Raw genomic sequence first — 23,730 nt, forward strand, 5'->3', positions numbered from 1 at the left:
GTGCCGCCGAGCGCTCACCCTCGCGGTTTCATCCGGGGCATCACGGCGTCCTTGCACCGCTCTCTTGCCGTTACGCCGTGCCGTGACTCACGTTCATCATTTCGTGGATCGGGTGCGGGGGTCTTTGGTGTTCACCTGATAAAAACCGCGGAATTCCCGGCTGGGTTCGAACGCGCTGGTCTGGCCGATAACCGTCTCACCGGCGCCGAGCACGAGCTTTCCGCCAGGGTTGAGCGCGTCGGCGAACTTGGGAAACACGCCGGCCTTGGTTTCCGTCGACAGGTACAGCAGCACGTTGCGGCACAGGATGATGTCGAACCGTCCCGGCGGGGGCTGATCGGACACCAGGTTCATGCGTCGGAACGTGATCAGCTTGACCAACTCGGGTTTCGCCACCCAGTCGCTGCCGGTCGTATCGAACCAGCGAATCATCCGCCGTACGGGCAGCCCGCGCTGGATCTCGAATTGCGAGAAGCGCCCCGCCCGCGCACGCGCTAGCGCGGCTTCGGACACGTCGGTGGCAATGATTTCAGGCATCGGCGCGCCGCTCGCGGCATGTCGTTCGGCAAACACCATCGCCAGCGACAACGGCTCCTGCCCGGTCGAGCACCCCGCGCACCAGATCCGGACGCGGCGACGGTCCGATTGCGCCGCTGCGACCGCCTCGACCAACTGATCGAAAACCAGCGCATCGCGGAAAAACGAGGTTTCCTGATTGACCAGCGCGTCGACGATCCGGTCGCCAATCAGCCGGTCGCTGCCTTCGAGCAACTGCGTCACCAACTGGTCGAGCGTGTCGAGCTTCCGATCGCGCAGCAGCGGTTTCAGCGCGGTATCGAGACGCCACGAACGATAGGCCGCGATCTGCTGGCCGGTACGTGCCTCGAGCAGCGCGGTCAGCACGTTGATCGCGGTCTGCGACGCAACGATGGGCATGGACTTGGCGAGCGTCATGGCCGGCGCCGCGTCGCGATGAGGCGACCGATCGCATCGGGTGGCAAGACCGCATCGGCGACACCCGTTGCCGCCACCGCGCCTGGCATCCCCCAAACGACCGAGCTCTGCTGATCCTGGGCGACGACGCACCCGCCGAGATCGTGAACGCGACGCGCCCCCTCTGCCCCGTCGCGCCCCATTCCGCTGAGGATGATCGCGATCATGCGCGGACCATAGACCTCGGCGATCGACGCCAGCATCGGATCGACCGACGGCATGCAACCGCTGGCGGCGAAATCCTGGGTGAGGCGAAACGCCGCGCCATCCGCGCCGAGCGCGACGCATTTGAGATGCGCATCGCCCGGCGCGACGATGATGCGGCCCGGACGCACCCGCAATCGATCGGTCGCCACCTCGCACGGGCGGCCCGCGATCAAAGCGATCTGCGCGGCGAAATACGGCATGAACGATGCCGGCAAATGCTGCGTGATGACGATCGGGAGGCGAAACCCGGTCGGGAGTTCGCGAAAAAGCTGGCTGAGCGCATGAATGCCGCCGGTCGACGCGCCGATCGCGACGATGTCGTACTCGTCGCTCGTCACTGCCCGGACCCGGGGCGAGGTCGATACCGACTGCGCCGGCCGTCGCTCGGGACGCACTGGCGTCGGGCCCGAAGCCGGCGAGCGGACCAGTATCGCGGGCGGCATCAGCGCCGGACGTTCGCACAGGCGTTCGAGCTTGCCGACGAGCGCCAGGCCGAACCGACCGGACAGCGCGCCCGCCGACGGCTTGATCAACGTCTCGGCGGCCCCGAGCGCCAGCGCCTGGACCGACGCCGCGGCGCCATCGTCGGCGGAGGACGACACGATCAGCACCTTGGCCCCCTGCCCCGCGGCAATAAGATCCGGCAGCGCGGTCAGGCCGTCGACGCCCGGCATCTCGATATCCAGCAAGATGAATTCGACCGTCGCGCGTGCCAGAAACTCGAGCGCCGCCTTGGCCGTACCGACCGCGCCGACGACCGAAAAGCGGTCGCTGGCGTCGATCAGTCGCGCGATCACCGCCCGGGCGACCACCGAATCATCGACGATCAGGACTCGTGCGAACCCGTCGATAGACTGGCCGTCATGGTCTCGATCGAGCCGCGGAACTGGAGGGGAGCGACTGGCCATCGTCCGGGCCGGATCAGGCCATGCCGACGATCTGGAGCTTAGATTCGAGCGTGTCGCGATCGAACGGCTTCATGACATATTCGTCCGCCCCCGCTTCGATCGCCGCGCGAATATACGCCATGCCGTTCTCGGTCGTGCAGAACACGACTTTCGGACGACTCGGGATGTCGGCCTCCCGCAGCGCACGCAGAAAGTCCATGCCGCTCATCACCGGCATGTTCCAGTCGAGCAGGATCACGTCAGGGATCGACGCCAAGCACGATGCCAGAGCCTCGCGGCCATCACAGGCTTCGGTCACGGTGAAGTCGAGCGTCTCCAGGATGTGACGCGCGACCTTGCGGATCACCTTGGAGTCATCGACGACGAGACAGGTCTTCATGGAAAGCCTTCCGGGGAAAATCGTTGGGACGGTCTACGCAGAAAAGCGTAAGCACCCGGTTAAGTGAGAGAAAATTCAGGCGGCTAGTGCAGTGTCGGAGATGACCGCCGCCAGATCGAGGATCAGCAGCGGTTCGCCATCGCGCTCGACGATGCCGATGCCCGCCGAGGCCCAACCACGATGCAGCGCCAGTCCAGACGATAGTGGCAGTCGGGCGAACGGCGCGACATCCTCGACCGAATCGACCAGGATCGCGTAATGGTGGCCCTCGACGGCGGTGATGACCGCACGCCTCGCGCCATCCGGGGTCGGCTCCAGCCCCAGCGCGGTACCGGTATCGATCACCGTCACCACCCGGCTGCGCAATGCCGCCAGTCCGCGGACAAAGGCCTCCGCCCGCGGTACCGCGACGATCTCGCCGATATCCACCACCGAGTCGACCTGCGCGGCGGCGATCGCGACGCCGCGACCCGCGATATGCGCCACCAGGAACAATTCGCTCACATCGCCCTCCGTGCCGCGAGTGCGGCGATCAATGCCGGCCGATCGTACCGATAGATGCTCGAGATCGTCGTCGTGATCGGCGGTCGGCGTCCGCCGCAGCGTCACCACCGGCGCCATCGTATCGCGGACCGGCGCGTCCTCCATCGCCAGCGCCACTGCGGCGGTCTCGCCCGCCGCCAGCGCCGTGACGCAGCGATAGCCCGACGCCTCGAGCGCAGGCTTGAGGAACGTCTCCATCCAGCCCGATCCATCGACCTGCAACAGACATACCGGCAGCGACGCCAACGTCACTGGCTGGCCCGCGAACAGCGCATGCGGATCGACCAGTTCGATCTGCTCACCGGCGATCGAGACGACCCCGGCAATCGGCCCGGTGCCCCGTGCCGGTGCCATCTCGGCAGGCAGCGCGACGATCTCGATCGCCTCGGCAATCGCATATGCCATTTCGCTCTCGCCGTCAGTCAGCCGCAACACGGCCACCTCGGTGCGCGCGTCAAGTTCGGCGACCGCATGGAGGGGAATGATCGTATCGCCGACCGACAGGCGCATCGCCCCGCCCGACCAGCGGATCGCGTCGGTCGGGACCGGCTCGACGCGATCGATAACCGCCAGCGCGATCGCCCGACGCTGGCCATCGAGATCGTCGAACAGCAAGGCGGGCACACCCGGTACAACCTCCTCGACCTGTGCAGAAACCGACGTGACCGGCGTGAAACGCAGGCCTGCGACCGCCGCGATCCCGGAGGCATCGAGCAACAGCATCGGCAGGCCATTGTCGGGCAAGGTCTTGCCCGCATAGACGCCGGTCGCCATCACGGCGGGAGAGGCAGGCTTGACGACGAGCTCTTCGGTGTCGAGCACGGTATCGACACCGAGTGCGTAATCGCCTTCACGCGTCGAGACGATCACCAACGTCGGCGGCGCGTCGCTGTTCAGATCGAGAAGGTGGCCGAGAGAAACCAGCGGCATCCGCTTGCCGCGTACCGTGACGGTGGCAGCGTCACCGATCGTGTCGATCCGCACCTGATCGCCGCGAACCATGACGATCTCCTCGATCGCCTGGCGCGGCAGCGCGAAACGCTGCGTGCCGACGCCGACGATGATCGTAGACAGGATCGACAGCGTTAGCGGCACATGGATGACGATCCGCAGACCTCGACCCGGATCGTTGGTCAGCACGACGCGTCCACCGATCTGTTCGATATTGGCGCGCACGACGTCCATGCCGACGCCGCGTCCCGAGATCGCGGTCACCGTGTCGCGGCTCGACAGACCGGGTGCGAAGATCAGGTCGAGCTTGGCCGCCTCGCTCATCAGCGCAAGCTCGGCAACGCCGTACAAGCGCTTTTCCGCCGCCTTGGCGACGATCCGCGCGACGTCGATGCCCTTGCCGTCATCGGCAATCTCAATGAGAATCTGGTTCCCCGATTGCCGCGCCGACACGATCAGTCGTCCGGTCATCGGCTTACCCGCGGCACGCCGCTCGGCCGGTGTCTCGATCCCATGATCGATCGCGTTGCGGATGATGTGGCCGAGCGGGTCGCGCATCAGTTCGATCATCTCGCGATCGAGCTCGACATCGGCGCCCTCGATCACGAGGTCGACGCTCTTGGCGAGCTCCGCACTGGTGTCTCGAACCAGTCGAGGCAGCGCCGAGAACAGCGCATCGACCTTTTGCATCCGCGTCCGCGTAACGGTGTCGCGCATGTCGGCAACCGTCAGCGACAACCGTTCGAGCGCCGCTTCGACCTGCGGATCGACATCGCTGTCGCGCAGTCGGCGGGCGAGCTCGTTGCGCGCCAGCACCATCTCGGACATGCCACTCATCATGTGATCGAGCAGGTCGACATTCAGGCGGACGCTGCGGCTGACGGCACGGTTCTGCGGTGCGGCCGGGGCCTGCGCACAGGGCTGTGCATCGGGCGCGAGGGCCGCGATCAACAGGTCCTCGTCGGAATTGTCGAGCGGTGCGCCGGCGGCGATCGCCTCGACGATAGCCCCGATCCGATCGACGATCCCCAGGACCGCGTTGACGAGCGCAGTATCAGGCGTGCGCTTGCCATCGCGGACCGCGGCGAGAACATCCTCCGCAGCGTGGCTGAGGCGCGCGAGGCGTGGCAGGTCGAGGAACCCGCAGCTGCCCTTGACGGTGTGCACGAAGCGGAAGATCGCGTCGAGACGCCCCTGGTCGGCGGGCGCGGCTTCCCATGCGACGATTTCGCCGGAGATCGCCTCCAGCGTTTCGCGCGTCTCGGCAATGAATTCCTGTAGCAAATCGTCCATGCGAGCCCCGCGTTCGAGGCCTGTCATGCATGGCGGAGGTTAAGGGGGCGTTAGCTCGACTTCTCAATACCCCCGCCAGGGGATCGCAAAGACCGCGCGCCTTACCGCGCGTTGAAGACGGCGCCGAAGATCATGATCCCCTCGGCGGGTTCGGACACGATCACTGTGCCGCCTGCATCGGTCACCAGCGTGTTGATCATGTACGCCGCTGCCGCCGCGGCGTGACCGCATGCGCGCCCGCGCCTTCGACCAGTGTCCGGCGGATCTCGGGATCGAGTACGATCCGTCCCCCCTCGACCTTCACCACGATCTCGAGCTGGCCCTCGTTATCCTCGCCCCCGACCTCCATCGTGCCGCCCCGAACGAGCGACTCGGTCGCGATCAGGACGAGGTTGAGCAGCACCTTGACCGCCGACTTGGGCATCGCGGACGCCTCGACCGCCCAGACGAACGTGATCCGCTTGTTCTCGGCAACCAGCCCCTCGATCGCATTGCGCGCCTCGTGCGTGTCGACCAGTTCGCCGAACCCACCGGCCGCCCCGAAAGCCAGTCGGAAGAACTTCAGCTTGCTGGCGGACGCGCGCGCTGTCGGCGAGCAACTGCATCACCCGCTCGCGCATCGCCGGATCGGTCTCATCGGCGAGCAGTTCCAGCCCGTTGTTGAGCGCCCCCACCGGCGACAGCAGGTCGTGGCACAGGCGCGAACACAGCAGACTCGCGAAATCGACCGGGCTGACCGTCATGAAAATCCCCTAATTCTGGAGCGTCTTGTGGCGGGGGTGCGGACGGCGCGCAAGGGTTGCGGTCGCCGACTCTCACAACGGGCTTAACGTGCGTCCCTCCGTCATCCTGACGAAAGTCAGGACCCAGAGCCAAGAACGTTGCACCACCTAGGCCTGGGTCCTGACTTTCGTCAGGATGACGGGTGGTGAGGTTTACGTATTGTCGATCATCTCTTCGACGAACGCGCCCATCTCGACCGATCGCCACGCACGCGCCTCACCCCCGCCAAGGATCACCCAGATCGCCCCATCCCCCATAGCCTGCGCCGCATCACGCGCAGACGGAACCGGCAAACCCGACGGATGCGAATGATAATGCCCGACCACGCTTGGCCCTCCCCCCGTGCCCGTCGATGCGCCGCGAACAAAGCGCTTGGATCGATCTCGAACGTCCGCGCGGGATCGGCCGCGACATTCGCGCACGCCTCCGCCGCCTCGATCAGCCCCGCCGTCCCGAACAGCAGCCCACAAATTTCCGCGTCGGGCGACGCGGTCGCCGCGGCAACAACTTGTGTCAGCACTTCGCTTGAAATCGTCACGCTCATCGCCACATCGCTACGACATGGACCGGGGGTTTCCATCGTCGAAGCATCGATCACGCCGGCCACGGATGGCTGGAGGCTCGACCGTGCGCTCGCCGAAGTGCTACCGGACATGTCGCGCGAGCGGCTTAAGGCACTTATCGCGGCGGGCCAGGTCACGCTCAATTGTCGCGAATGGCGTGACTCGGCGAAGAAGGCTGCGGCGGGTCAAGTGTTCGCGGTCGCGATCCCGCCGCCGACCCCGCTTCACAACGAAGCGCAGGATATTCCGCTCGTCGTCGCCTACGAAGACGACGACCTGATTGTGATCGACAAGCCCGCCGGCTTGGTCGTTCACCCCGCCGCGGGCAATTTCGATGGGACATTGGTCAACGCGCTGCTCCACCACTGCGCGGGCAATCTGTCGGGCATCGGCGGTGTCGCGCGGCCGGGAATCGTCCACCGCATCGACAAGGACACGTCGGGGCTGATGATCGCCGCCAAGACCGACCGCGCGCACGAGGGTCTCGCCAAGCAGTTTCACGACCACAGCATCGACCGCCGCTACAAGGCGATCGTCGGTGGTATCCCGCGCCCGCCGAGCGGCACCGTCAACGCCCCCTCGCGCGTAGTCCCCAGAACCGCAAGAAGATCGCGATCGTCGAAGGCGGCAAGCGCGCGGTGACGCATTTCTCGACCATAAAGGCATTACACAAGGCGGCACTGATCGAGTGCCGGCTTGAGACCGGGCGGACGCATCAGGTGCGCGTGCACATGGCGTCGATCGGTCACGCGTTGCTCGGCGACCCGGTCTATGGTAGAACAAATCAAGCTCAGAAGTCGCTTCTCGAAACGCTCGGTTTCCGCCGGCAAGCCTTGCACGCGGCGCATCTGGGGTTCATCCATCCGGTGAATAGCATCGCTTTGGCGTTCGAAAGCGAAATGCCCGCAGACATGCAGGAACTGTTCACCCAGCTTGACGTATAGATAATCGACACCATGCCGCAGTGCGGCAATTGGGGTCAGCAGAAAGGGATTACGACCATGGCAGCCCGCTCCAACGTTCCAGCGACGATTCCTGCGCTCGGCAGCGAGGCGGGTCTCAATCGCTATCTCGCCGAGATCAAGAAATTCCCGCTGCTGAAACCCGAGCAGGAATACATGCTCGCCAAGCGCTTTCAGGAGCATGGCGATACCGAGGCTGCGGCGCAGCTCGTGACCTCGCATCTCCGCCTCGTGGCGAAGATCGCGATGGGCTATCGCGGCTACGGCCTGCCGACGTCGGAACTGATCTCCGAGGGCAATATCGGCCTGATGCAGGGCGTGAAGAAGTTCGAGCCCGAGCGCGGCTTCCGTCTCGCCACCTACGCGATGTGGTGGATCCGCGCGTCCATCCAGGAGTACATCCTGCGGTCGTGGAGCCTCGTGAAGATGGGCACCACGGCGGCGCAGAAGAAGCTGTTCTTCAACCTGCGCCGGATGAAGAGCCGCCTCGATGCGTTCGAGGATGGCGATCTGCGCCCCGAGCACGTTACCAAGATTGCTACCGATCTGGGTGTCGCCGAGACCGACGTCGTCAGCATGAACCGTCGCATGGCGATGGGCGGCGATACGTCGCTCAACGTGCCGATGCGTGAGGATGGCGAAGGCCAGTGGCAGGATTGGCTGCAGGACGACGCGCCGTTGCAGGACAAGATCGTCGCCGATGCGCAGGAGGCGGACGTTCGCCACTCGATGCTGGTGTCGGCGATGGACGATCTCAACGAGCGCGAGCAGCATATCCTGACCGAGCGTCGCCTGACCGACGATCCCAAGACGCTCGAGGAACTGTCGCAAGTCTACGGCGTGTCGCGCGAGCGCGTGCGGCAGATCGAGGTGCGGGCGTTCGAGAAGCTGCAAAAGGCGATGATGCGCATTGCCGGCGAAAAGCGCCTGCTGGCGGCTTAACGTGGTGCGCACCGTCGTCATCGGCGGCGGTGCTGCCGGTATTGCAGCGGCCAGGACGCTGCATGATGACGGGCATGACGTTCTGTTGGTCGAGGCGAGCGACCGTCTCGGCGGCCGAGCCCACAGCCTCTCCCTGAAAAGCTTGTTCCCCCGCGAAGGCGGGGCCCAGAATGCGCCCCCGCCTTCGTGGGGGACCATGTCGACGCCGGTTGCGGCTGGCTACACTCCGCCCAGCGCAACCCATGGACCAACATCGCTGAGACTTCTGGCTTCACCGTAGATCGTTCCGACGCAAACTGGCGCACCCAGTGGCGCGATCTCGGCTTCTCGCCCGCAGACCAAGCCTCATCCGCCGATGCGTACGCAACCTGGAACAAGCGCGCTCTCGCTGCCCTAGAAGGCGCCGACCGCCCTCTCTCCGACTTCATTGGCCCCAACGACAAATGGCGCCCGAAGATCGACGCCATCTCCGGCTACGCAAATGGTGCGAACCTCAGCGAGGTCTCGCTCCACGACTGGGCAGCGTACGAGGAAGCCTCGACCGACGATAATTGGACGGTGAAGGAAGGCTACGGCACGCTGGTCGTCAGTCACGCCACGGGCCTGAACGTTCGCCTCTCGACGCTTGTAACGCGCATTGATCACAGCGGCCATCGCATCAAACTCGACACCCCCGCCGGCACGATCGAGGCGGACCACGTGATCGTCTGCGTCCCCACTACCGTCCTCGCCAAATCACATATCGTGTTCGACCCGCCCCTCCCCGACAAGCACGCCGCCGCCGCCGACCTCCCGCTCGGGCTCGCGGACAAGGTATTTCTCTTTGTCGACCGCCCCGAATGGCCGACCAACGCGCATCTGATCGGCAACCCGTACAGCACCTGCACCGCCAGCCACCGCCTGTCGCCGTTCGGCTGGCCGATCGTCGAGAGCTTCTTCGGCGGCGACTGCGCGGAGATGCTGGAGGACCGCGACGCCGCGCAGTTCGCGATCGACGAACTTGTGGGCCTGCTCGGCAGCGATTGGCGCAAGCGCTTCACCCCACTCGCTGCAACCCGCTGGCGGCACGAACCCTATATCGGCGGCAGCTACAGTCACGCACGCATAGGTCGGGCCGGACAACGCGCCGTTCTCGCCGCATCGGTCGACGGCCGGATCCACTTCGCCGGCGAGGCGTGCCACCCGTTCGACTTCTCCACCGCACATGGGGCGTATGAGACCGGCGTTGCGGCCGCGCGCGGTGATTGGCGAGCCTGCTACGATCGCATAAGGAGCGCCGATGGGCTTCTTCCGCATTTTCGCCAAGATCGTCTTCGGGTTCGTCCTGATTACCGTCGCCTGGGTCGGCATCTATCGGTTCGTGCCGGTGCCGTTCACCTGGACGATGATGGGCGACGTGCTCAACGGCCACGGCGTGACGAAGGACTGGATGCCGCTATCCGAGATGGACCCGGACATGGCGCGCGCGGCGATCGCTGGCGAGGACTCGCGGTTCTGTTCGCATCATGGCTTCGATTTCAAGGCGATGGCGGGCGCAGCGGCTCGCAATGCGCAGGGCGGGCGGATCCGCGGCGGCTCGACGATCAGCCAGCAGACCGCGAAGAACGCGTTCCTGTTCCAGGGCGGCGGCTATGTGCGCAAAGCGTTCGAGGCGTATTTTACCGTGCTGATCGAGACGCTGTGGGGGAAGCGGCGGATCATGGAGGTGTACCTCAACATCGCCGAGACGGGGATCGGGACGTACGGCGCGAACGCCGGGGCGATCCGGTATTTCAATCACGACGCGTCGAAGCTGTCGCCGACCGAGGCGGGGCGCATCGCCGCCGTGCTGCCGTTGCCGAAAAAGCGGGCTGCGATCGACCCGTATGGGTTCGTGCGACGCCACGGAAACACGCTGTCGCGGCGGGTCTCGGTGGTACGGAACGATGGGTTGGATGGGTGTTTGCGATAAGGGCGGCGCCCTAATTCGACGCCATGAGGATACGCCACCCTGGCGCAGCACCACCCCGGCGAAGGCCGGGGCCCAATTGGAAAGGCTCTGGTAACTAAGCGCTGCACTCAGTCAGACGCGTCCCCAATTGGGCCCCGGCCTTCGCCGGGGTGGTATCACCTGTACGCACGTCGTGGACGTTACTGCGTCGACTTCTCGACCGCGTCGCCGGCCTTGTCGGCGGCACTGCCGACGCTCTTTGCCGCCGAGGTGATCGCGGCGTCCTTGCTGTTCTGCGCGCCTTGGCGGCTGAACAGGTAATAGCCACCGATCAGGACCGCGATCAGCAGGACGATGCCGATCAGCATGCCGCTGCCGCCGCCACGGCGTTCGATGATCGTGGTGTGGGTGGTCGGGGTTTCGACGATACGCTCTTCGGCCATTTTGACTCTCCCTGATTACTGGAGAGCGCAACGCCGGCCGAAGAGCGATTGTTCCCGCCCCGAAACGAACTCGATTTGGTTCAGAACGGCAGCTTAAAGCCTGGCGGCAGTTGCAGGCCACTCGTCATTTTCGACATCTCGCTCCCTGACACCGCATCCGCCTTGGCACGCGCATCGTTGAACGCCGCCGTCAGCAAGTCCTCGAGCATCTGCTTCTCGCTCACCTGCATCAGTGAATCGTCGATCGCGATGTTGATGATACGGCCCTTGGCGGACGCCTTCACCTTGACGAGGCCGCCACCGGACGCGCCCTCGACCTCGATCGTGTCGAGATTGGCCTGCGCCTTTTCCATCTCGTTCTGGACGTTCTGCGCCATGGCGAGGATTTCATCGATATTCTTCATGCGTTGCTCCTTTGACCGGGCCACGATTCTAGCTGGGCGTCGGGAAACGCTGCCACCGCGGCCTTCATGATGGGGGATTCGAGAATAGCCTGACGCACCGCGGCGTCGGCGGCGTCCTGCGCCTCGCGCAGCGTCGGCTCGCCGGGCGCGTCGACGATCGACACTTTCCACGCGGTCCGCGTCACCGTCTTCAGCAGCGTGTTGAGTTCGGCGAGCGTATCGGCCGAAACCGGGCGGCTACCACTGAGCGCGAATTCGGGCGGCGCATAGCTTACGACGCGGGCACCGTGACGAAGGCGCGCGGCGATCGCGAGGCCGCCCGATTCGTCGAGCAGATCGACCAGCGCTTCGAACGTCGGCGGCAGGATCGGGCCGGTCGCGACGGGTTCGGGTGCCTTCGCAGCGGAACCAGCGTTTGAGGGCGGCGCTTCGCCGGACGGAACAGGCGGCGGCGGCGCCGTTGGTGCAGCCGCGGCGGTCGCACCACTGGCGATCTGGCGGGCAAGCTCGCCGGGATCGGGCAGCGTCGAGGCGTAGATCGCACGCAACAGCGCCATCTCCGCGGCTTCGATTGGCAGCGCGGCCTTGGCGACCTCGTCATGGCCCTTTAGGAAAAGCTGCCACAGGCGATGCAGCGCGGGATAGCCGAGCGAGGCCGCCCATTCCTCGCGCACCGCGCGCTCCTCCATCGGTTGCGCGGCGTCAGGCGGCGTGCCGACCTTGGTCAGCGTGATGCCGTGGACGGTTTCGAGCAGCGAACGGAGCACCGACAGCGGGTCGACGCCATAGTCATATTGTCGGCGCATCGAGGCGAGCGCCCCTGCCCCGTCGCCGGCCAGGATCAGCGTCAGCAGATCGCGGACAGCGCCGCGATCGGACAGGCCGAGCATCTGGCGGACCGCCTCCGCCGTGACGCCGCCGCCTTCGAGCCCGGCATGCGCGATCGCCTGGTCGAGGATCGACAGGCCGTCGCGCGCGGAGCCTTCCGCGGCGCGCGCGATCAGCATCAGCGCTTCAGGATCGGCGACGACGCCTTCTTCGGTCGAGACCCAGGCGAAGTGCTTCGAAAGCTGTTCGGCGGAGATGCGGCGGAGGTCGAAGCGCTGGCAACGCGACAGGACCGTCACCGGGACCTTGTTCACTTCCGTGGTCGCGAACAGAAATTTCACATGGGGCGGCGGCTCCTCCAGCGTCTTCAGCAGCGCGTTGAACGCGTTCTTCGACAGCATGTGGACTTCGTCGATGATGTAGATCTTGAAGCGCGCGGTGACCGCCGAATAGCGCGACGCGTCGATAATCTCGCGGACGTCGTCGACACCGGTATGGCTGGCGGCGTCCATCTCGATCACGTCGATATGGCGGCCCTCGGCGATCGCGCGGCAGGGTTCGCAGGCGCCGCAGGGGTCGATCGTCGGGCCACCCTCGCCGTCGGGGCCGATGCAGTTGAGCGCCTTGGCGATCAGGCGGGCGGTCGAGGTTTTCCCCACGCCGCGGACGCCGGTCATCAGGAAGGCATGCGCGAGCCGGTCGCGCTTGATCGCGTTGCCGAGCGTCTGGACCATCGCGTCCTGCCCGATCAGCTCGGAAAAGGTCTGCGGTCGGTATTTGCGCGCGAGCACGCGGTAGGCGACGTCCGCCGCTTTGGCTGGCTGCGGGGGCTCGCCCAGGTCGAATGAATCTGACATTGCGGTCGATATAGGCGGTTTGACAGGCGGTGTCGAAGGGCTAGCGAACCCTTTCTGTTCCCTTGCGGACGCGAGGGTCCGCGGTTTGGGATACTATCGGCTTTTTTATATCAGAAGATCAGAAGTGCGCTGCGGCTAAGCCGCATCGTCAGACGGTGCCTTGCACCGCTGGCCGCGCTCACGTTTGCTTGCAAAAGTTCGCGGTGGGAGCCGGGACGACCCGTGGCTTAGTCGTTGTGGCTGCTTCCTTCCGGATCTGACCAAGTTGGCGACGACCACGTCCGCCCGACTCCCGCGGCGCATATGGCGGGGTCGGGCGGGATGATCAAGGCGCTTTAATACGAGCGGCCTGACTTAGCGGTTGTAGCGGACCGTGCGGCAGACGCGCTGGCGGTGATGGTTGCGGTACACGTTTCGGCAGACCTGGCGCGTGCGAACGACGTGACGACGGTAACCGGGGCGACGGTCGTTGTGACGCACGACGGTACGCTCATGGACGACAGTGCGCTGTGCCGAAGCCTCGGCGGCGATGCCGACGGGGGCAAGGCCGGTGAGCGCGACGAGACCGGCGGCGGCGAGCGTGAACAACTTCATGATATTCTCCTGCTGGTGCGGGCTCTGCGAAACCCGGCAACCTATGTTATCAAACTAAGCGCGGTCGTTACGGTTCCGTATCAGCGGTGGAAACAGCGACGAACCGGGCCATAATAACCGCGCTCTATCCGGCAGACGACGCGCGATCGACCGTAGCCGCGCGGGCCTCGATAGCCGTAGCCGCCACCACGATAGCCGCCCCGGTATCCGCGATACCCGTGGCGGGGGCCGTCCCAGCCGCGCCGTCCATGCCAGCCGCGATCGCCGCGGGGGCCATGCCAGCCGTGGCCGCCACGCGGGCCGTCCCAGCCGTGGCGCTGGGCATCGGCGGGGGCCGAAGCGAACAGCGTTCCCGCGGCCAACGCGCCAGCGGCGAACATTGCGATGATCTTCATGTCCGGTACTCCTCTCAAGACCTCGTACATTGAGGCGATGAGGAGATAATCCGCTTCCGGCGGTGGACGTTTCCTGAACCGGCCGTTGTCTTCCTGTAAGCTTTGCTGACCTAACCGGGTATGCGCACGGTCAAGCCATCGAGCGCGTCCGTCAGCCGAATCTGGCAGGCGAGACGGCTGGTGCGCGTCGCGTTGTGCGCGAGATCGAGCATGTCCTCCTCGTCCTCGCTTGCCGGTGGCAGGCGGGCAAAATCGGCGGGATCGACGATGACGTGGCAGGTCGCGCAGGATAGCTGGCCTTCGCAGGTGCCTTCGAGCGGCTGGTCATGCGCCTGCGCTGCGTCGAGCAGGCGGTCGCCGGGGCTTGCCGCGGCCAGCGTAACGGTGCCGTCGCGGGCGATGAAGCGGACGATCATGGCCATTGCGCCTCGGCTGCGGCGACGATCGCATCGATCGCGTCGCGGAGTTCGGTTTCGGTGGTGTAGCGGCCGAAGCCGAGCCGGATGCTGGCGCGTGCTTGGGCTTCGGTGAGGCCGATCGCGCGAAGGACGTGGCTGGAGCGGCCCGAACCGCTGGCGCAGGCGGAGCCGGCGGAGAAGGCGATGTCGCGTAGATCGGACATCAGGCGGTTTACGTCCAAGCCCTCACGGCGAATGTTGAAGTTGCCGTGGTAGCGGTGGTCGGTCGAGCCGTTGATCGTCCAGCCGGGGCCGAGGCGGTCGAGCGCGAGCGACCAGAGGCGGTCGATGTGCGCGGCGTCCTGGGCCTTGCGGTCGACCATGAGTTGCGCGGCGACACCGAAGCCTGCGCAGAGGGCCGGCGAAAGCGTGCCGGAGCGGCCGGGGGCTTCCTGGCCGCCGCCGTGCATCAGCGGGGCGAGGTCGATGCCGTCGCGGATCCAGAGCGCGCCGATGCCCTTGGGGCCGTGGATCTTGTGTGCGGAGATCGCGAGGAGATCGACGGTGTCGGGGATTGGCACCCGGCCATAGCCTTGCACCGCGTCGCAGAGCATCAGCGCGCCGGCTGCGTGGGCGATCTCTGCAAGCGCGGCGACCGGCTGGATAACGCCGATCTCGTTGTTGACGAACATCGCGGCGACGAGACCGGTGCCGGGTTGGACTACGGCGCGGGCTTGGTCGAGGTCGACCACGCCGTCTGGGTTGACCGGGAGGATCGTGACCTGGCGCCCGCTCGCCGCTTCCGCTGCGACCGTGTCGAGGACGGCGGCGTGTTCGGTGGCGAGCGTGAGGATCGGGCCGATCGTGCCCTTGATCGCCCAGTTGAGCGCCTCGGTCGCGCCGCTGGTGAAGGCAACGCGGCCGCCGGCGGGGAGCAGCGCGGCGACCTGATCGCGGGCGACTTCGACGGCGGCCTTGGCACGGCGGCCCTCGCGGTGAGGAGAATGCGGGTTGGCGTGCTGCGATTCGAGCCAGGGGAGCATCGCGGCGAGCGCTTCGGGCGCGAGGGGGGTCGCCTGGTAGTCGAGGTAGGTCATGCGGTCCGCCTTATATCGGTGGCGATGCGCGTCCAGGCTTCGGCGAACTTGGCGACATCTTCGACCGTTGTGGTCCAGCCGAAGCTGACGCGGACGACTTCGCCGGCGGCTTCGGGGGAATAGCCCATTGCGGCTAGAACGTGGCTCGGACGCATGCTGCCCGACGAACAAGCGCTACCCGCTGACACGGCAAAGCCGGCCATGTCGAGGCGGATCAACTGTGCGGCGGAGCTGACGCCCGGCATGCGGTAGGAGGCTATCGTCGGGATGCGGGGGGATTTGTGCGCGAGGGTCTCACCGCCCCCAGAGAGGATCGCTTCGTCGAGCGTGGTGCGGAGGGCGGGCATGTCGGCGAACCAGTCGCGGGGGGCTTCGAGCGCGGCGGCGAAACCGAGCGCGCCGGGGAGGTTCTCGGTGCCGCCGCGATAGCCTCGCTCCTGCCCGCCAGTCGGGTGGAGCATGCCGAGATCGCGAACCAGCAGCGCACCGATGCCTGGGGGGCCGCCGAGCTTGTGAGCCGAGACGATGATCAGGTCCGCGTCGGGGAGCGGGAGCTTGCCGGCCGTCTGGGAGCAATCGGCTATCCAGACGCCGGTAGGTCGCGTCTGGAGGACGCCTGTTTCGCTGTTGGCGGACTGGAGAGCGATCGCCTGGGCGCCCTCCCCGTTCACGACGATACCGCCTGCGTCGACGTCCAGCATTACAGGCTGTTCGGCCGAGCGCAGGACTGCATCATGCTCGACCGCCGCCACCGCAACACCGGGACGGCCACGCAACGCCAGCGTTGCGGACTCGCTCGCACCGCTGGTCAGGATCACGTGATGCGGCCAGTCCAGCGCCTTGGCGATCCGCTTCCGCGCGTCCTCCAGCGCCGCCCGCGCCGCGCGTCCCTCCGCATGCGGCGAGGACGGGTTCGCCCAACGCGCCATGCCTTCCGTCACCGCTACCACTGCCTCTGGGCGCATCGGCGTGGTGGCGGCGTGATCGAGGTAGATGCGGGACAGGACCAGTTCCAATTGCGAAAAGGGGCTCGTTCCCTATATAGCGTCGATAATCCGGCACTCCACCCGAGTGCGTATCCCAGCTCGCGAGTGCCTATGCCAGAAGTCATTTTCCCCGGTCCCGAAGGCCGTCTCGAAGGTCGTTTTGCGCCGGGCCCGCGTCCGCGCGCACCTGTCGCGATGATCCTGCACCCGCATCCGTCGGCCGGTGGCACGATGAACAACGCGATCGTGCAGCAGCTCTACAAGACCTTCCAGCGGCGCGGCTTCGCGACGCTGCGGTTCAATTTCCGCGGTGTCGGTAAGAGCCAGGGCGTGTTCGACAACGGCGTTGGCGAGTTGTCGGATGCGGCGAGCGCGCTCGACTGGGTGCAGAGCTTCCATCCCGAGGCGCAGACGACCTGGATCGCGGGCGTCAGCTTCGGCGCGTGGATCGGCATGCAGCTGCTGATGCGCCGTCCGGAAATCCGCGGATTCATCTCGGTGGCTCCGCCGGCGAATTTGTACGACTTCACGTTCCTGGCGCCGTGTCCGTCGAGCGGGATCATCATCCAGGGCGAGGCCGACGAGGTGGCGACGCCGGGGGCTACGCAGAAGCTGGTCGACAAGCTGCGGACGCAGAAGCACATCACGATCCATCACGACACGATCCCGAAGGCCAACCACTTCTTCGAGCATGAGATGCCGGAGTTGATGGGCAGCGTGGACAAGTATCTGGATATGCGGTTGGACCCGAACTCGCCTATCCGTTGACCCCCATTCCCCCTTGGGGAGAAGGTGGTGCGCCAGCGTCGGATGAGCGGGAGTTGGGAATTGATCCGCTCTCCCCAACTCCCCTCTCCCTTCCCACCGCAAGCGCGGCGGGCCCCTTCCCTCTCCCCGCAGGGGCGAGGGAGCTAGAGCGTCCAGATTGCTACGTTGGCCAGCAACACCGCGGCCATCACGAGCATCAGCACGCCCTTTTTCGTGTCCTGCCTCTTCACGATCAGCGCTACCCCGCCGATCAGGCAGGCGAACATGGCCAGCATAGCGATGGCGGGGGCGGCGGCGGCGATGCTGGTCAGGGCGGCGTTCATGCCGTCCGATACGCCACGAAAAGCCTGGATTGAAGCGCGTTGACTTCGCGCGGCGCACGGCAATAGCTTGGCGACCTCGATCGGATACTCGGAGGTGTGATGCTGGCCTTTCTCGCGATGATCGCCGCGCAGACCCCGGCGAGCTGCGAATATGACAAGCCCGCGATGATGGCGCTCGACGAACGCGCGTTCGATCAAACCATGACGAGCGGCTGGCGCATGCTCGCCAACGCCGGATGCGATGCGCAGGCCGCCGACCTGATCGCGGAATGGCGCGCGGGTCATCCCGCCAATCCGCGCACCGCCGGGCTGTTGCAATGGCACGAAGGCCAGTTGCGCGCGAACGCAGGGCAGACGGCACGCGCGATCGCGTTGTTCGAGGCGGCGCGAAAACCGGCGGAGCAGGATGCCGGGTTTGGCTGGAATCTGTACGTCGACGGCAGCGTCGCCTTCCTGCGCCGCGACTTGGCCGGACTGGACACCGCGCGCGCCAAGCTCGCCGCGCTGCCGCGCCCGGCCGGCTATGCTCCGGTAGGTGCCGACGGCAAGCCACGCGCCTTCGCATGGCCGATGAACCTCAATATTCTCGACGGCTTCGTCGCTTGCTGGAACCGGAGTTACCAGCAGGCCTATGCCTGCGCAAAGCCGCGTGTGAAGACCCTGCCGCCAGCCTAGTCAGCCGGCTATCGCCTTGGCGTAGGCGACGAGGTCGACGTTGCCGCCGGACAGGATGACGAGCAGGCCGGGTTCGGGTTTTACCTTGCCCGAAAGCACCGCCGCCAACCCGACCGCGCCGCCTGGTTCGATAACCAGTCGGAGTTTCTCCGCGGCCCAGCGCTGTGCCGACGCGATCTCCGATTCGCTGACCGCTACGCCGGTCGCGTCGCGGCGGGATAGGACGTCGAAGGTCAGCGGCGACACGCGCAACGTCTGGAGCGAGTCGCAGGCGGTCGGCGGCGGGTTGGGGCCGACGGGTTCGATCCAAGACGCTTCAAGGGAGCGGCGCATGTCGTCCCAGCCTTCGGGCTCGACGACGGTGATCGCGCTGTCCTTCAAGGCCAGCGCGATGCCTGCCGACAGGCCGCCGCCACCGCAGGGGATGACGACGCGGCTCGGCACGCCCATGCGGAGCGTCGCCATCTGTGCGGCGGCCTCGATGCCCGCGCTCCCCTGCCCCTCGATGATCCACGGATCGTCGAAGCTCGGCACCAGTGTCGCACCCCGTGCTTCCGCCAATCCGGCAGCGATTGCCTCGCGGCTTTCGGTGGCGCGGTCGTAGGTCACGACCTCGGCGCCCAATGCCAAAGTCGATTCTGCGCTTCAGCCGAGGCGCATCCGAGGGCATCACGATCGTCGCTGCCATGCCTAGCCGTTTCGCCGCCCAGGCCACGCCCTGCGCGTGATTGCCCGACGAGAAGGCGACGACACCTTTTTTCCGTGCGGCGTCGTCCAATGCGGTGAGCCGATGCCACGCGCCGCGAATCTTGAACGCGCCGATTGGTTGCAACGATTCGGCCTTGAACGCGACCGGTATGCCTTTGATTTCACTGATAAACAGCGGTGTCGGCGGCAAGATCCGCGCGATCTTTTCCGCGGCGTCCCGTACCCCCGCCCGCGTCGGCTGTCGCAAAATCGTCACACACTGGCTCCTATGCGCCCAACCCTATTTACATGGGGGGCAAGCGACCGTAGATCGCCCTTCCGCTGCCCCATGGGACTTCCAACCGCAAGGCAGTGTTTTCGTAATTTGTCTCAGGACATTGGAGGTCCCTTGAATTGGTCAAGCATCATATCGCGCTGGGGTTAGCGAAAGCCCATTCGACCGCCGACACCTCCCGCATCGGGAGCGGCATCGACATCGCTAAAGGGCGCCCGGTCAACCCGGTAACGCTCGTTCGTCCGCACGCTGCTGCGCGCGCCGCTCGGTTCTTCGTCGAGAAGTTCCCGGGTCGCTCGATGTATGCGGTGAAGGCGAACCCGTCTCCCGAACTCCTGCAGATCCTGTGGGACAATGGCATCACGCATTACGATGTGGCGTCGATCGCCGAAGTGCGCCTGGTCGCACGGACGCTTCCCGAGGCTACGCTCTGCTTCATGCACCCGGTCAAGGCCGAGGAAGCGATCGCCGAGGCGTATTTCACGCACGGCGTCCGCACCTTCAGCCTCGACAGCCTGGAAGAGCTGGACAAGGTCGTTCGCGCCACTCGCGAAGCTTCCGATCTGACGCTTTGTGTGCGTTTGCGCGTGTCTTCCGAGCATTCGAAGCTGAGCCTCGCGTCGAAGTTCGGTGCAGCCCCGCACGAAGCCAAGGAGTTGCTGTTCGCGGCGCGCCAGGCTGCTGACGCACTCGGCATCTGCTTCCACGTCGGTTCGCAGGCGATGACTCCCGAAGCGTACTCCAACGCAATGGAGCGTGTTCGTGCGGCGATCGTCGAGGCGGCGGTCACGGTCGACGTCATCGACGTCGGCGGCGGCTTTCCGTCGTCCTATCCCGGCATGGAGCCCCCGCCGCTCGAGCATTTCTTCGAGACGATCCACCGTGCGTTCGAATCGCTGCCCGTCAGCTATTCGTCCGAGCTGTGGTGCGAGCCGGGCCGGGCGCTCTGCGCGGAATATTCGTCGATCATCGTGCGCGTCGAAAAGCGCCGCGGGACCGAGCTGTATATCAACGACGGCGCATACGGTGCGCTGTTCGATGCGGCGCATATCGGCTGGCGTTTCCCGACCGAGCTGCTCCGCGAGCCGGACAGCCGTGCGAAGGACATGGAGTTCAGCTTCTACGGTCCGACGTGCGACGACATGGATTACATGGTCGGCCCGTTCATGCTGCCCGCGGATACGAAGGCCGGCGATTATATCGAGATCGGCATGCTCGGCGCGTACGGCTCGGCGATGCGGACCGCGTTCAACGGGTTCGGATCGGACGAGACGGTGATCGTCACCGACGAGCCGATGGTCTCGCTGTATGACGAACGCTTCCAGGACCTCGCGTCGAACGTCGTCAAGCTGTAACCAACTTCTATTACCGTGCCCTTCTTCCTCCCCTCCCGTTTACGGGAGGGGTCGAGGAGGGCTTGTCCGCGAGCGTGGCGTTCGCGGATATTTCAGTCCCTCCCTAACCCCTCCCGCAAGCGGAAGGGGGATTTATGGAGCATGTTATGACCGAAGACACCCGCATCGACGCGCAGCGCAAGGCGGAACTCCTTTCGACCACCGTCGAGCACATCGACATCAAGAGCTTCGATGCACGGCCGATCGTCGATGCGATGAAGAAGATGTCGTTCACCAGCCGCGACCTCGGCCGTGCAACCGACATCTACAACCAGATGCTGGCCGACAAGGACTGCACGATCTTCCTCGTGATCGCGGGCTCGACCTCGGCCGGCGGGTGCATGGACCTGTATGCCGAGCTGCTGCGCAACAACATGATCGACGGCATCGTCGCGACCGGCGCGACCATCGTCGACATGGATTTCTTCGAAGGCCTCGGCCACAAGCATTATCAGGCGCTTGAAGTGCCGCACGACGACGTGCTGCGCTCGCTGATGATCGACCGGATCTACGACACCTATATCGACGAGGAAGAGCTCCAGCACGTCGACCACACGATCTTCGAGATCGCCGAGACGCTCGAGCCGCGCGCCTATTCGAGCCGCGAGTTCATCCGCGAGATGGGCAAGTACCTCGTCGAGCACGGCAAGAAGGAGAACAGCCTCGTCAAGCTCGCTTACGAGCATGACGTGCCGATCTTCTGCCCGGCGTTCGTCGATTCGTCGGCGGGCTTCGGCCTGGTCAAGCATCAGGTTGACGCAGTGAAGGCGGGCAAGCCGTACATGGTCCTCGACGCGATCGCCGACTTCCGCGAGCTTACCGAGATCAAGATCAAGGCGGGCACCACCGGGCTTCTCATGATCGGTGGCGGCGTGCCGAAGAACTTCATCCAGGACACGGTGGTTTGTGCCGAGATCCTCGGTCATGACGACGTCCAGGTCCACAAATATGCGGTGCAGATCACCGTTGCCGACGTGCGCGACGGTGCGTGCTCGTCGTCGACGCTGCAGGAAGCGGCTTCGTGGGGCAAGGTGAACACGGGGATCGAGCAGATGGTGTTCGCGGAAGCCGGTTCGGTCATGCCGTTGCTGGCGTCGGACGCGTATCATCGTGGGCTTTGGAAGGACCGTCCGGTCCGCAAGTGGGGCGCGAGCTTCGACAAGGCCTGAACCTACGATCCTCCCCCGCAAGGGGGAGGTGGCAGGCGCTTGCCTGACGGAGGGGGAGGTCACGGAGCCGACGTTATCGCCGCCTCCCCCTCCGTCGCTTCGCGACACCTCCCCCTAGCGGGGGAGGATTAGAGATACCGTTGCCCCTTCCGGGCAATTGAGGCAGCCTCATCCGGATAACCGGGGAGGCTTTTTATGCACAGCGACATCCTGCGACCGATGGTCGTCCTCATCGCGTGGACGCTCGTGATGCTGGCGTGGACGCTCACCACCCGGCTACCGGCGATGAAGGCGGCCGGCGTAGACATGGGCAAACTCGTCGGCACCAAGGCGTCCGACGCAGATCGATCGCTACCGCCCCAGGTCCAGTGGAAGGCGCACAACCACAATCACCTGATGGAGCAGCCGACGCTGTTCTACGCGGTATGCACCGTGCTGGCGCTGAGCGGGACGGGCAACGGGATCAATTCCTGGATCGCCTGGGCGTATGTCGGCCTGCGGATCGTGCACAGCCTAGTCCAAGCGACCAGCAACCGAGTCCGCGATCGGTTCGTCTTCTTCATGCTGTCGAGCGTCATGCTGGTGGCACTCACGTTGCACGCGGCGCTCGCGGTCTTCTGATGGCTTTCGCCCGGAATAATTACCGATCGTGTCATGCTCCCCTCCCCGAACGTGCAGGGATCGTCTAGAATTGCCAGATGACTTTCGATCGCCGTTCACTCCTTAGCCTTCCTATCGCCGCCGGCCTGGCGCCCGCCGCATTCGCGCGGACCGGTGGGCAGCTCACCGCTGGCCAGCCGCGTGCGACGGACCTGCCGATCTGGCCCCCCGCCGAGCGGTTCGCGCTGTGGCCGGGCATCCCGTCAGGCGCGCCGAACCCTTTGCCGATCCCGCAGCCGCGCATGCCGCGCTATCCCGATGGGTATCGCGATTTTCAGATGCGCGGCGTGGTGCGTCCCGAAGTCGGCGTGTTCCGTCCTGTGCGTCCCGATGGCCGCGCGGTGCTGATCGTCCCCGGCGGCGGCTATTCGATCACGTCGCTCCGCAACGAAGGCATCGACGTCGCGCGCGTGCTGAATGCGTTCGGGATCACCGCGTTCGTGCTGAGCTACCGTTTGCCCGGCGAAGGCTGGGCCGACCGCGCCGACGTGCCGCTCGCCGACGCACAGCGGGCGATGCGGCTGATACGCGCCAACGCCCGCCTCTACGGGATCAGGGTGGAGAAGCTCGGCGTGCTCGGCTTCTCGGCAGGCGGGCATCTCGCCGGCTCGCTGACGGTCCTGCACGAGTTCAAGGCCTATCGCCCGGTCGACGCCGCCGATCGTCACTCGGCGCGCCCCGCATGGGCCGGCCTCATGTACGCCGTCTCGAACATGGACCCCGGCCGAAGCCATGGCGGATCGCGCGCCAACCTGCTCGGCCCCGACCCGTTGCCCGCAGTCCAGGCGCGCTATGCGGTCGACCGGCAGTTGAAGGCGGGCGACCCGCCGCTGTTCCTCGTCCATGCCGAGGACGACACCACCGTCCCCGTCGCCAACAGCGTCGACACGCTCGCGGCAGCACGTCGCGCCAGTATTCCGGCGGAGGCGCACTTTCTCCAGCATGGCGGCCACGGCTTCGGTACGCGCCTGTCACCACGCTCGCCCGGATCGCTGTGGCCGCAGTTGTTCGACCGCTGGATGGGCGAACTGGTCGCGTCCTGAGCGTTGAGTCAGCAGTTCGGACCCATCCCGTTGGTGCGGCGTTGATCCCGAATAACAGGAGAAGCGCGATGACCCGTCCGCACGCCCAGCCCCGTGACGTTTTCCATGAGCATGGCGAGGTTATCATCGATGGGCCGGACGGAACGGTCATCGCCATGACCCCCGAAGCGGCGTTGCGCACCGCCGGCCGGCTCGACGAAGCCGCGCTCGACGAATTGATTGCTCGGGCTCAAGCCGGCGACGGCGGCAAGCTCCACTGA

General features: G+C 65.8%; 23 protein-coding genes, 1 other RNA gene and 6 pseudogenes. 12 read left to right on the top strand and 18 right to left on the bottom strand.

What is annotated here, in order from left to right:
- Nucleotides 1–96: 96 nt before the first annotated feature.
- From QP181_RS07555 to QP181_RS07580, 7 genes and pseudogenes are all read right to left on the bottom strand, one after another.
- Nucleotides 97–954 carry a CheR family methyltransferase gene (locus QP181_RS07555; RefSeq protein ID WP_333928155.1) on the bottom strand — a complete coding sequence of 286 codons (858 nt, stop codon included), beginning with the start codon at nucleotides 952–954 and terminating at the stop codon, nucleotides 97–99.
- A complete protein-coding gene (locus tag QP181_RS07560) occupies nucleotides 951–2,108 on the bottom strand; it encodes a chemotaxis protein CheB (protein ID WP_333928156.1) in 1,158 nt (385 codons plus the stop codon). The genes QP181_RS07555 and QP181_RS07560 overlap by 4 nt, the downstream gene beginning before the upstream one ends.
- Nucleotides 2,109–2,121: 13 nt before the next feature.
- A complete protein-coding gene (locus tag QP181_RS07565; RefSeq protein ID WP_132740051.1) occupies nucleotides 2,122–2,487 on the bottom strand; it encodes a response regulator in 366 nt (121 codons plus the stop codon).
- A 75-nt stretch (nucleotides 2,488–2,562) separates the two neighbouring features.
- Nucleotides 2,563–2,991 carry a chemotaxis protein CheW gene (locus QP181_RS19970; RefSeq protein WP_132740054.1) on the bottom strand — a complete coding sequence of 143 codons (429 nt, stop codon included), beginning with the start codon at nucleotides 2,989–2,991 and terminating at the stop codon, nucleotides 2,563–2,565.
- Nucleotides 2,988–5,274 (bottom strand): annotated as a pseudogene (locus tag QP181_RS07570) (chemotaxis protein CheA). The gene QP181_RS19970 and the pseudogene QP181_RS07570 overlap by 4 nt, the downstream one beginning before the upstream one ends.
- 101 nt (nucleotides 5,275–5,375) lie before the next feature.
- Nucleotides 5,376–6,017: pseudogene (locus QP181_RS07575) on the bottom strand (histidine phosphotransferase family protein).
- A 192-nt stretch (nucleotides 6,018–6,209) separates the two neighbouring features.
- Nucleotides 6,210–6,601 (bottom strand): annotated as a pseudogene (locus QP181_RS07580) (M67 family metallopeptidase).
- A gap of 34 nt (nucleotides 6,602–6,635) precedes the next feature.
- On the opposite strand from QP181_RS07580, the pseudogene QP181_RS07585 reads away from it, so the two are divergent.
- From QP181_RS07585 to mtgA, 5 genes and pseudogenes are all read left to right on the top strand, one after another.
- Nucleotides 6,636–7,564, top strand: a pseudogene (locus QP181_RS07585) (RluA family pseudouridine synthase).
- A 57-nt stretch (nucleotides 7,565–7,621) separates the two neighbouring features.
- Entirely contained in the window at nucleotides 7,622–8,524 is a 903-nt protein-coding gene (gene rpoH, locus QP181_RS07590; protein WP_056048373.1) for an RNA polymerase sigma factor RpoH, read from the top strand.
- Between the two features lie 4 nt (nucleotides 8,525–8,528).
- Nucleotides 8,529–8,804: an FAD-dependent oxidoreductase gene (locus QP181_RS07595; RefSeq protein WP_333929585.1), complete on the top strand. Its 276-nt coding sequence runs from the start codon at nucleotides 8,529–8,531 to the stop codon at nucleotides 8,802–8,804.
- A pseudogene (locus QP181_RS07600) lies at nucleotides 8,711–9,703 on the top strand (flavin monoamine oxidase family protein); the annotation flags it as partial. The gene QP181_RS07595 and the pseudogene QP181_RS07600, both read left to right, overlap by 94 nt.
- A gap of 100 nt (nucleotides 9,704–9,803) precedes the next feature.
- Entirely contained in the window at nucleotides 9,804–10,475 is a 672-nt protein-coding gene (gene mtgA, locus QP181_RS07605) for a monofunctional biosynthetic peptidoglycan transglycosylase (RefSeq protein WP_333928158.1), read from the top strand.
- A gap of 179 nt (nucleotides 10,476–10,654) precedes the next feature.
- On the opposite strand, the gene QP181_RS07610 is transcribed toward mtgA, so the two are convergent.
- From QP181_RS07610 to QP181_RS07650, 9 genes are all read right to left on the bottom strand, one after another.
- Nucleotides 10,655–10,897 (bottom strand): hypothetical protein, encoded by a 243-nt coding sequence (locus QP181_RS07610; protein WP_056048365.1) that lies wholly within the window; start codon nucleotides 10,895–10,897, stop codon nucleotides 10,655–10,657.
- Between the two features lie 80 nt (nucleotides 10,898–10,977).
- Complete coding sequence (locus QP181_RS07615) at nucleotides 10,978–11,301, bottom strand: YbaB/EbfC family nucleoid-associated protein (RefSeq protein ID WP_093399186.1); 324 nt, start codon at nucleotides 11,299–11,301, stop codon at nucleotides 10,978–10,980.
- Nucleotides 11,298–12,986 (bottom strand): DNA polymerase III subunit gamma/tau, encoded by a 1,689-nt coding sequence (locus tag QP181_RS07620; RefSeq protein WP_333928159.1) that lies wholly within the window; start codon nucleotides 12,984–12,986, stop codon nucleotides 11,298–11,300. The genes QP181_RS07615 and QP181_RS07620 overlap by 4 nt, the downstream gene beginning before the upstream one ends.
- 200 nt (nucleotides 12,987–13,186) lie before the next feature.
- An RNA gene (ffs, locus tag QP181_RS07625) (signal recognition particle sRNA small type) lies at nucleotides 13,187–13,282 on the bottom strand.
- Nucleotides 13,283–13,340: 58 nt separating this feature from the next.
- On the bottom strand, nucleotides 13,341–13,580 hold the full coding sequence (locus tag QP181_RS07630; RefSeq protein WP_132740078.1) for a hypothetical protein: 240 nt from the start codon (nucleotides 13,578–13,580) through the stop codon (nucleotides 13,341–13,343).
- 80 nt (nucleotides 13,581–13,660) lie between these two features.
- Nucleotides 13,661–13,975: a hypothetical protein gene (locus QP181_RS07635; protein ID WP_207894179.1), complete on the bottom strand. Its 315-nt coding sequence runs from the start codon at nucleotides 13,973–13,975 to the stop codon at nucleotides 13,661–13,663.
- A 110-nt stretch (nucleotides 13,976–14,085) separates the two neighbouring features.
- Nucleotides 14,086–14,391, bottom strand: coding sequence for a 2Fe-2S iron-sulfur cluster-binding protein (locus QP181_RS07640; RefSeq protein WP_132740791.1), 306 nt, complete (start codon nucleotides 14,389–14,391; stop codon nucleotides 14,086–14,088).
- Nucleotides 14,388–15,470: a cysteine desulfurase family protein gene (locus QP181_RS07645; RefSeq protein WP_333928160.1), complete on the bottom strand. Its 1,083-nt coding sequence runs from the start codon at nucleotides 15,468–15,470 to the stop codon at nucleotides 14,388–14,390. The genes QP181_RS07640 and QP181_RS07645 overlap by 4 nt, the downstream gene beginning before the upstream one ends.
- On the bottom strand, nucleotides 15,467–16,480 hold the full coding sequence (locus QP181_RS07650; protein ID WP_333929586.1) for a cysteine desulfurase family protein: 1,014 nt from the start codon (nucleotides 16,478–16,480) through the stop codon (nucleotides 15,467–15,469). The genes QP181_RS07645 and QP181_RS07650 overlap by 4 nt, the downstream gene beginning before the upstream one ends.
- Between QP181_RS07650 and QP181_RS07655 the strand changes: the two genes are divergently transcribed.
- Complete coding sequence (locus QP181_RS07655) at nucleotides 16,367–17,224, top strand: alpha/beta hydrolase (RefSeq protein ID WP_333928161.1); 858 nt, start codon at nucleotides 16,367–16,369, stop codon at nucleotides 17,222–17,224. The two genes, QP181_RS07650 and QP181_RS07655, sit on opposite strands and share 114 nt — an antisense overlap.
- A gap of 143 nt (nucleotides 17,225–17,367) precedes the next feature.
- On the opposite strand, the gene QP181_RS07660 is transcribed toward QP181_RS07655, so the two are convergent.
- Nucleotides 17,368–17,547: a hypothetical protein gene (locus tag QP181_RS07660; RefSeq protein ID WP_332754242.1), complete on the bottom strand. Its 180-nt coding sequence runs from the start codon at nucleotides 17,545–17,547 to the stop codon at nucleotides 17,368–17,370.
- Nucleotides 17,548–17,646: 99 nt separating this feature from the next.
- Between QP181_RS07660 and QP181_RS07665 the strand changes: the two genes are divergently transcribed.
- The gene (locus QP181_RS07665) at nucleotides 17,647–18,222 is read left to right on the top strand and encodes a hypothetical protein (RefSeq protein ID WP_333928162.1); all 576 of its coding nucleotides are present in this window, start codon (nucleotides 17,647–17,649) and stop codon (nucleotides 18,220–18,222) included.
- On the opposite strand, the pseudogene QP181_RS07670 reads toward QP181_RS07665, so the two are convergent.
- Nucleotides 18,223–19,186 (bottom strand): annotated as a pseudogene (locus QP181_RS07670) (threonine ammonia-lyase).
- A 137-nt stretch (nucleotides 19,187–19,323) separates the two neighbouring features.
- Between QP181_RS07670 and QP181_RS07675 the strand changes: the two are divergent.
- The 5 genes from QP181_RS07675 (at nucleotide 19,324) to QP181_RS07695 (ending at nucleotide 23,730) form a co-directional block, all read left to right on the top strand.
- Nucleotides 19,324–20,559 (top strand): type III PLP-dependent enzyme, encoded by a 1,236-nt coding sequence (locus QP181_RS07675; RefSeq protein ID WP_333928163.1) that lies wholly within the window; start codon nucleotides 19,324–19,326, stop codon nucleotides 20,557–20,559.
- Nucleotides 20,560–20,705: 146 nt separating this feature from the next.
- Nucleotides 20,706–21,767, top strand: a complete 1,062-nt coding sequence (locus QP181_RS07680) for a 1,9-bis(guanidino)-5-aza-nonane synthase (protein WP_307084423.1) — start codon at nucleotides 20,706–20,708, stop codon at nucleotides 21,765–21,767.
- Between the two features lie 195 nt (nucleotides 21,768–21,962).
- A complete protein-coding gene (locus QP181_RS07685; RefSeq protein WP_333928164.1) occupies nucleotides 21,963–22,388 on the top strand; it encodes an MAPEG family protein in 426 nt (141 codons plus the stop codon).
- A 77-nt stretch (nucleotides 22,389–22,465) separates the two neighbouring features.
- On the top strand, nucleotides 22,466–23,470 hold the full coding sequence (locus QP181_RS07690) for an alpha/beta hydrolase (RefSeq protein ID WP_333928165.1): 1,005 nt from the start codon (nucleotides 22,466–22,468) through the stop codon (nucleotides 23,468–23,470).
- 68 nt (nucleotides 23,471–23,538) lie between these two features.
- Nucleotides 23,539–23,730, top strand: a complete 192-nt coding sequence (locus QP181_RS07695; RefSeq protein WP_333928166.1) for a hypothetical protein — start codon at nucleotides 23,539–23,541, stop codon at nucleotides 23,728–23,730.

It is taken from the genome of Sphingomonas sp. LR55 (assembly GCF_036856015.1).
Taxonomy (GTDB): Bacteria; Pseudomonadota; Alphaproteobacteria; order Sphingomonadales; family Sphingomonadaceae; genus Sphingomonas.

Coding starts and splice junctions, on each gene's coding strand:
- QP181_RS07555 (WP_333928155.1), bottom strand. CDS start 954: ATGACGCTCGCCAAGTCCATGCCCATCGTTGCGTCGCAGACCGCGATC.
- QP181_RS07560 (WP_333928156.1), bottom strand. CDS start 2,108: ATGGCCAGTCGCTCCCCTCCAGTTCCGCGGCTCGATCGAGACCATGAC.
- QP181_RS07565 (WP_132740051.1), bottom strand. CDS start 2,487: ATGAAGACCTGTCTCGTCGTCGATGACTCCAAGGTGATCCGCAAGGTC.
- rpoH (WP_056048373.1), top strand. CDS start 7,622: ATGGCAGCCCGCTCCAACGTTCCAGCGACGATTCCTGCGCTCGGCAGC.
- mtgA (WP_333928158.1), top strand. CDS start 9,804: ATGGGCTTCTTCCGCATTTTCGCCAAGATCGTCTTCGGGTTCGTCCTG.
- QP181_RS07610 (WP_056048365.1), bottom strand. CDS start 10,897: ATGGCCGAAGAGCGTATCGTCGAAACCCCGACCACCCACACCACGATC.
- QP181_RS07615 (WP_093399186.1), bottom strand. CDS start 11,301: ATGAAGAATATCGATGAAATCCTCGCCATGGCGCAGAACGTCCAGAAC.
- QP181_RS07620 (WP_333928159.1), bottom strand. CDS start 12,986: ATGTCAGATTCATTCGACCTGGGCGAGCCCCCGCAGCCAGCCAAAGCG.
- QP181_RS07630 (WP_132740078.1), bottom strand. CDS start 13,580: ATGAAGTTGTTCACGCTCGCCGCCGCCGGTCTCGTCGCGCTCACCGGC.
- QP181_RS07635 (WP_207894179.1), bottom strand. CDS start 13,975: ATGAAGATCATCGCAATGTTCGCCGCTGGCGCGTTGGCCGCGGGAACG.
- QP181_RS07640 (WP_132740791.1), bottom strand. CDS start 14,391: ATGATCGTCCGCTTCATCGCCCGCGACGGCACCGTTACGCTGGCCGCG.
- QP181_RS07645 (WP_333928160.1), bottom strand. CDS start 15,470: ATGACCTACCTCGACTACCAGGCGACCCCCCTCGCGCCCGAAGCGCTC.
- QP181_RS07655 (WP_333928161.1), top strand. CDS start 16,367: ATGCGGCGAGGACGGGTTCGCCCAACGCGCCATGCCTTCCGTCACCGC.
- QP181_RS07660 (WP_332754242.1), bottom strand. CDS start 17,547: ATGAACGCCGCCCTGACCAGCATCGCCGCCGCCGCCCCCGCCATCGCT.
- QP181_RS07665 (WP_333928162.1), top strand. CDS start 17,647: ATGCTGGCCTTTCTCGCGATGATCGCCGCGCAGACCCCGGCGAGCTGC.
- QP181_RS07680 (WP_307084423.1), top strand. CDS start 20,706: ATGACCGAAGACACCCGCATCGACGCGCAGCGCAAGGCGGAACTCCTT.
- QP181_RS07685 (WP_333928164.1), top strand. CDS start 21,963: ATGCACAGCGACATCCTGCGACCGATGGTCGTCCTCATCGCGTGGACG.
- QP181_RS07690 (WP_333928165.1), top strand. CDS start 22,466: ATGACTTTCGATCGCCGTTCACTCCTTAGCCTTCCTATCGCCGCCGGC.
- QP181_RS07695 (WP_333928166.1), top strand. CDS start 23,539: ATGACCCGTCCGCACGCCCAGCCCCGTGACGTTTTCCATGAGCATGGC.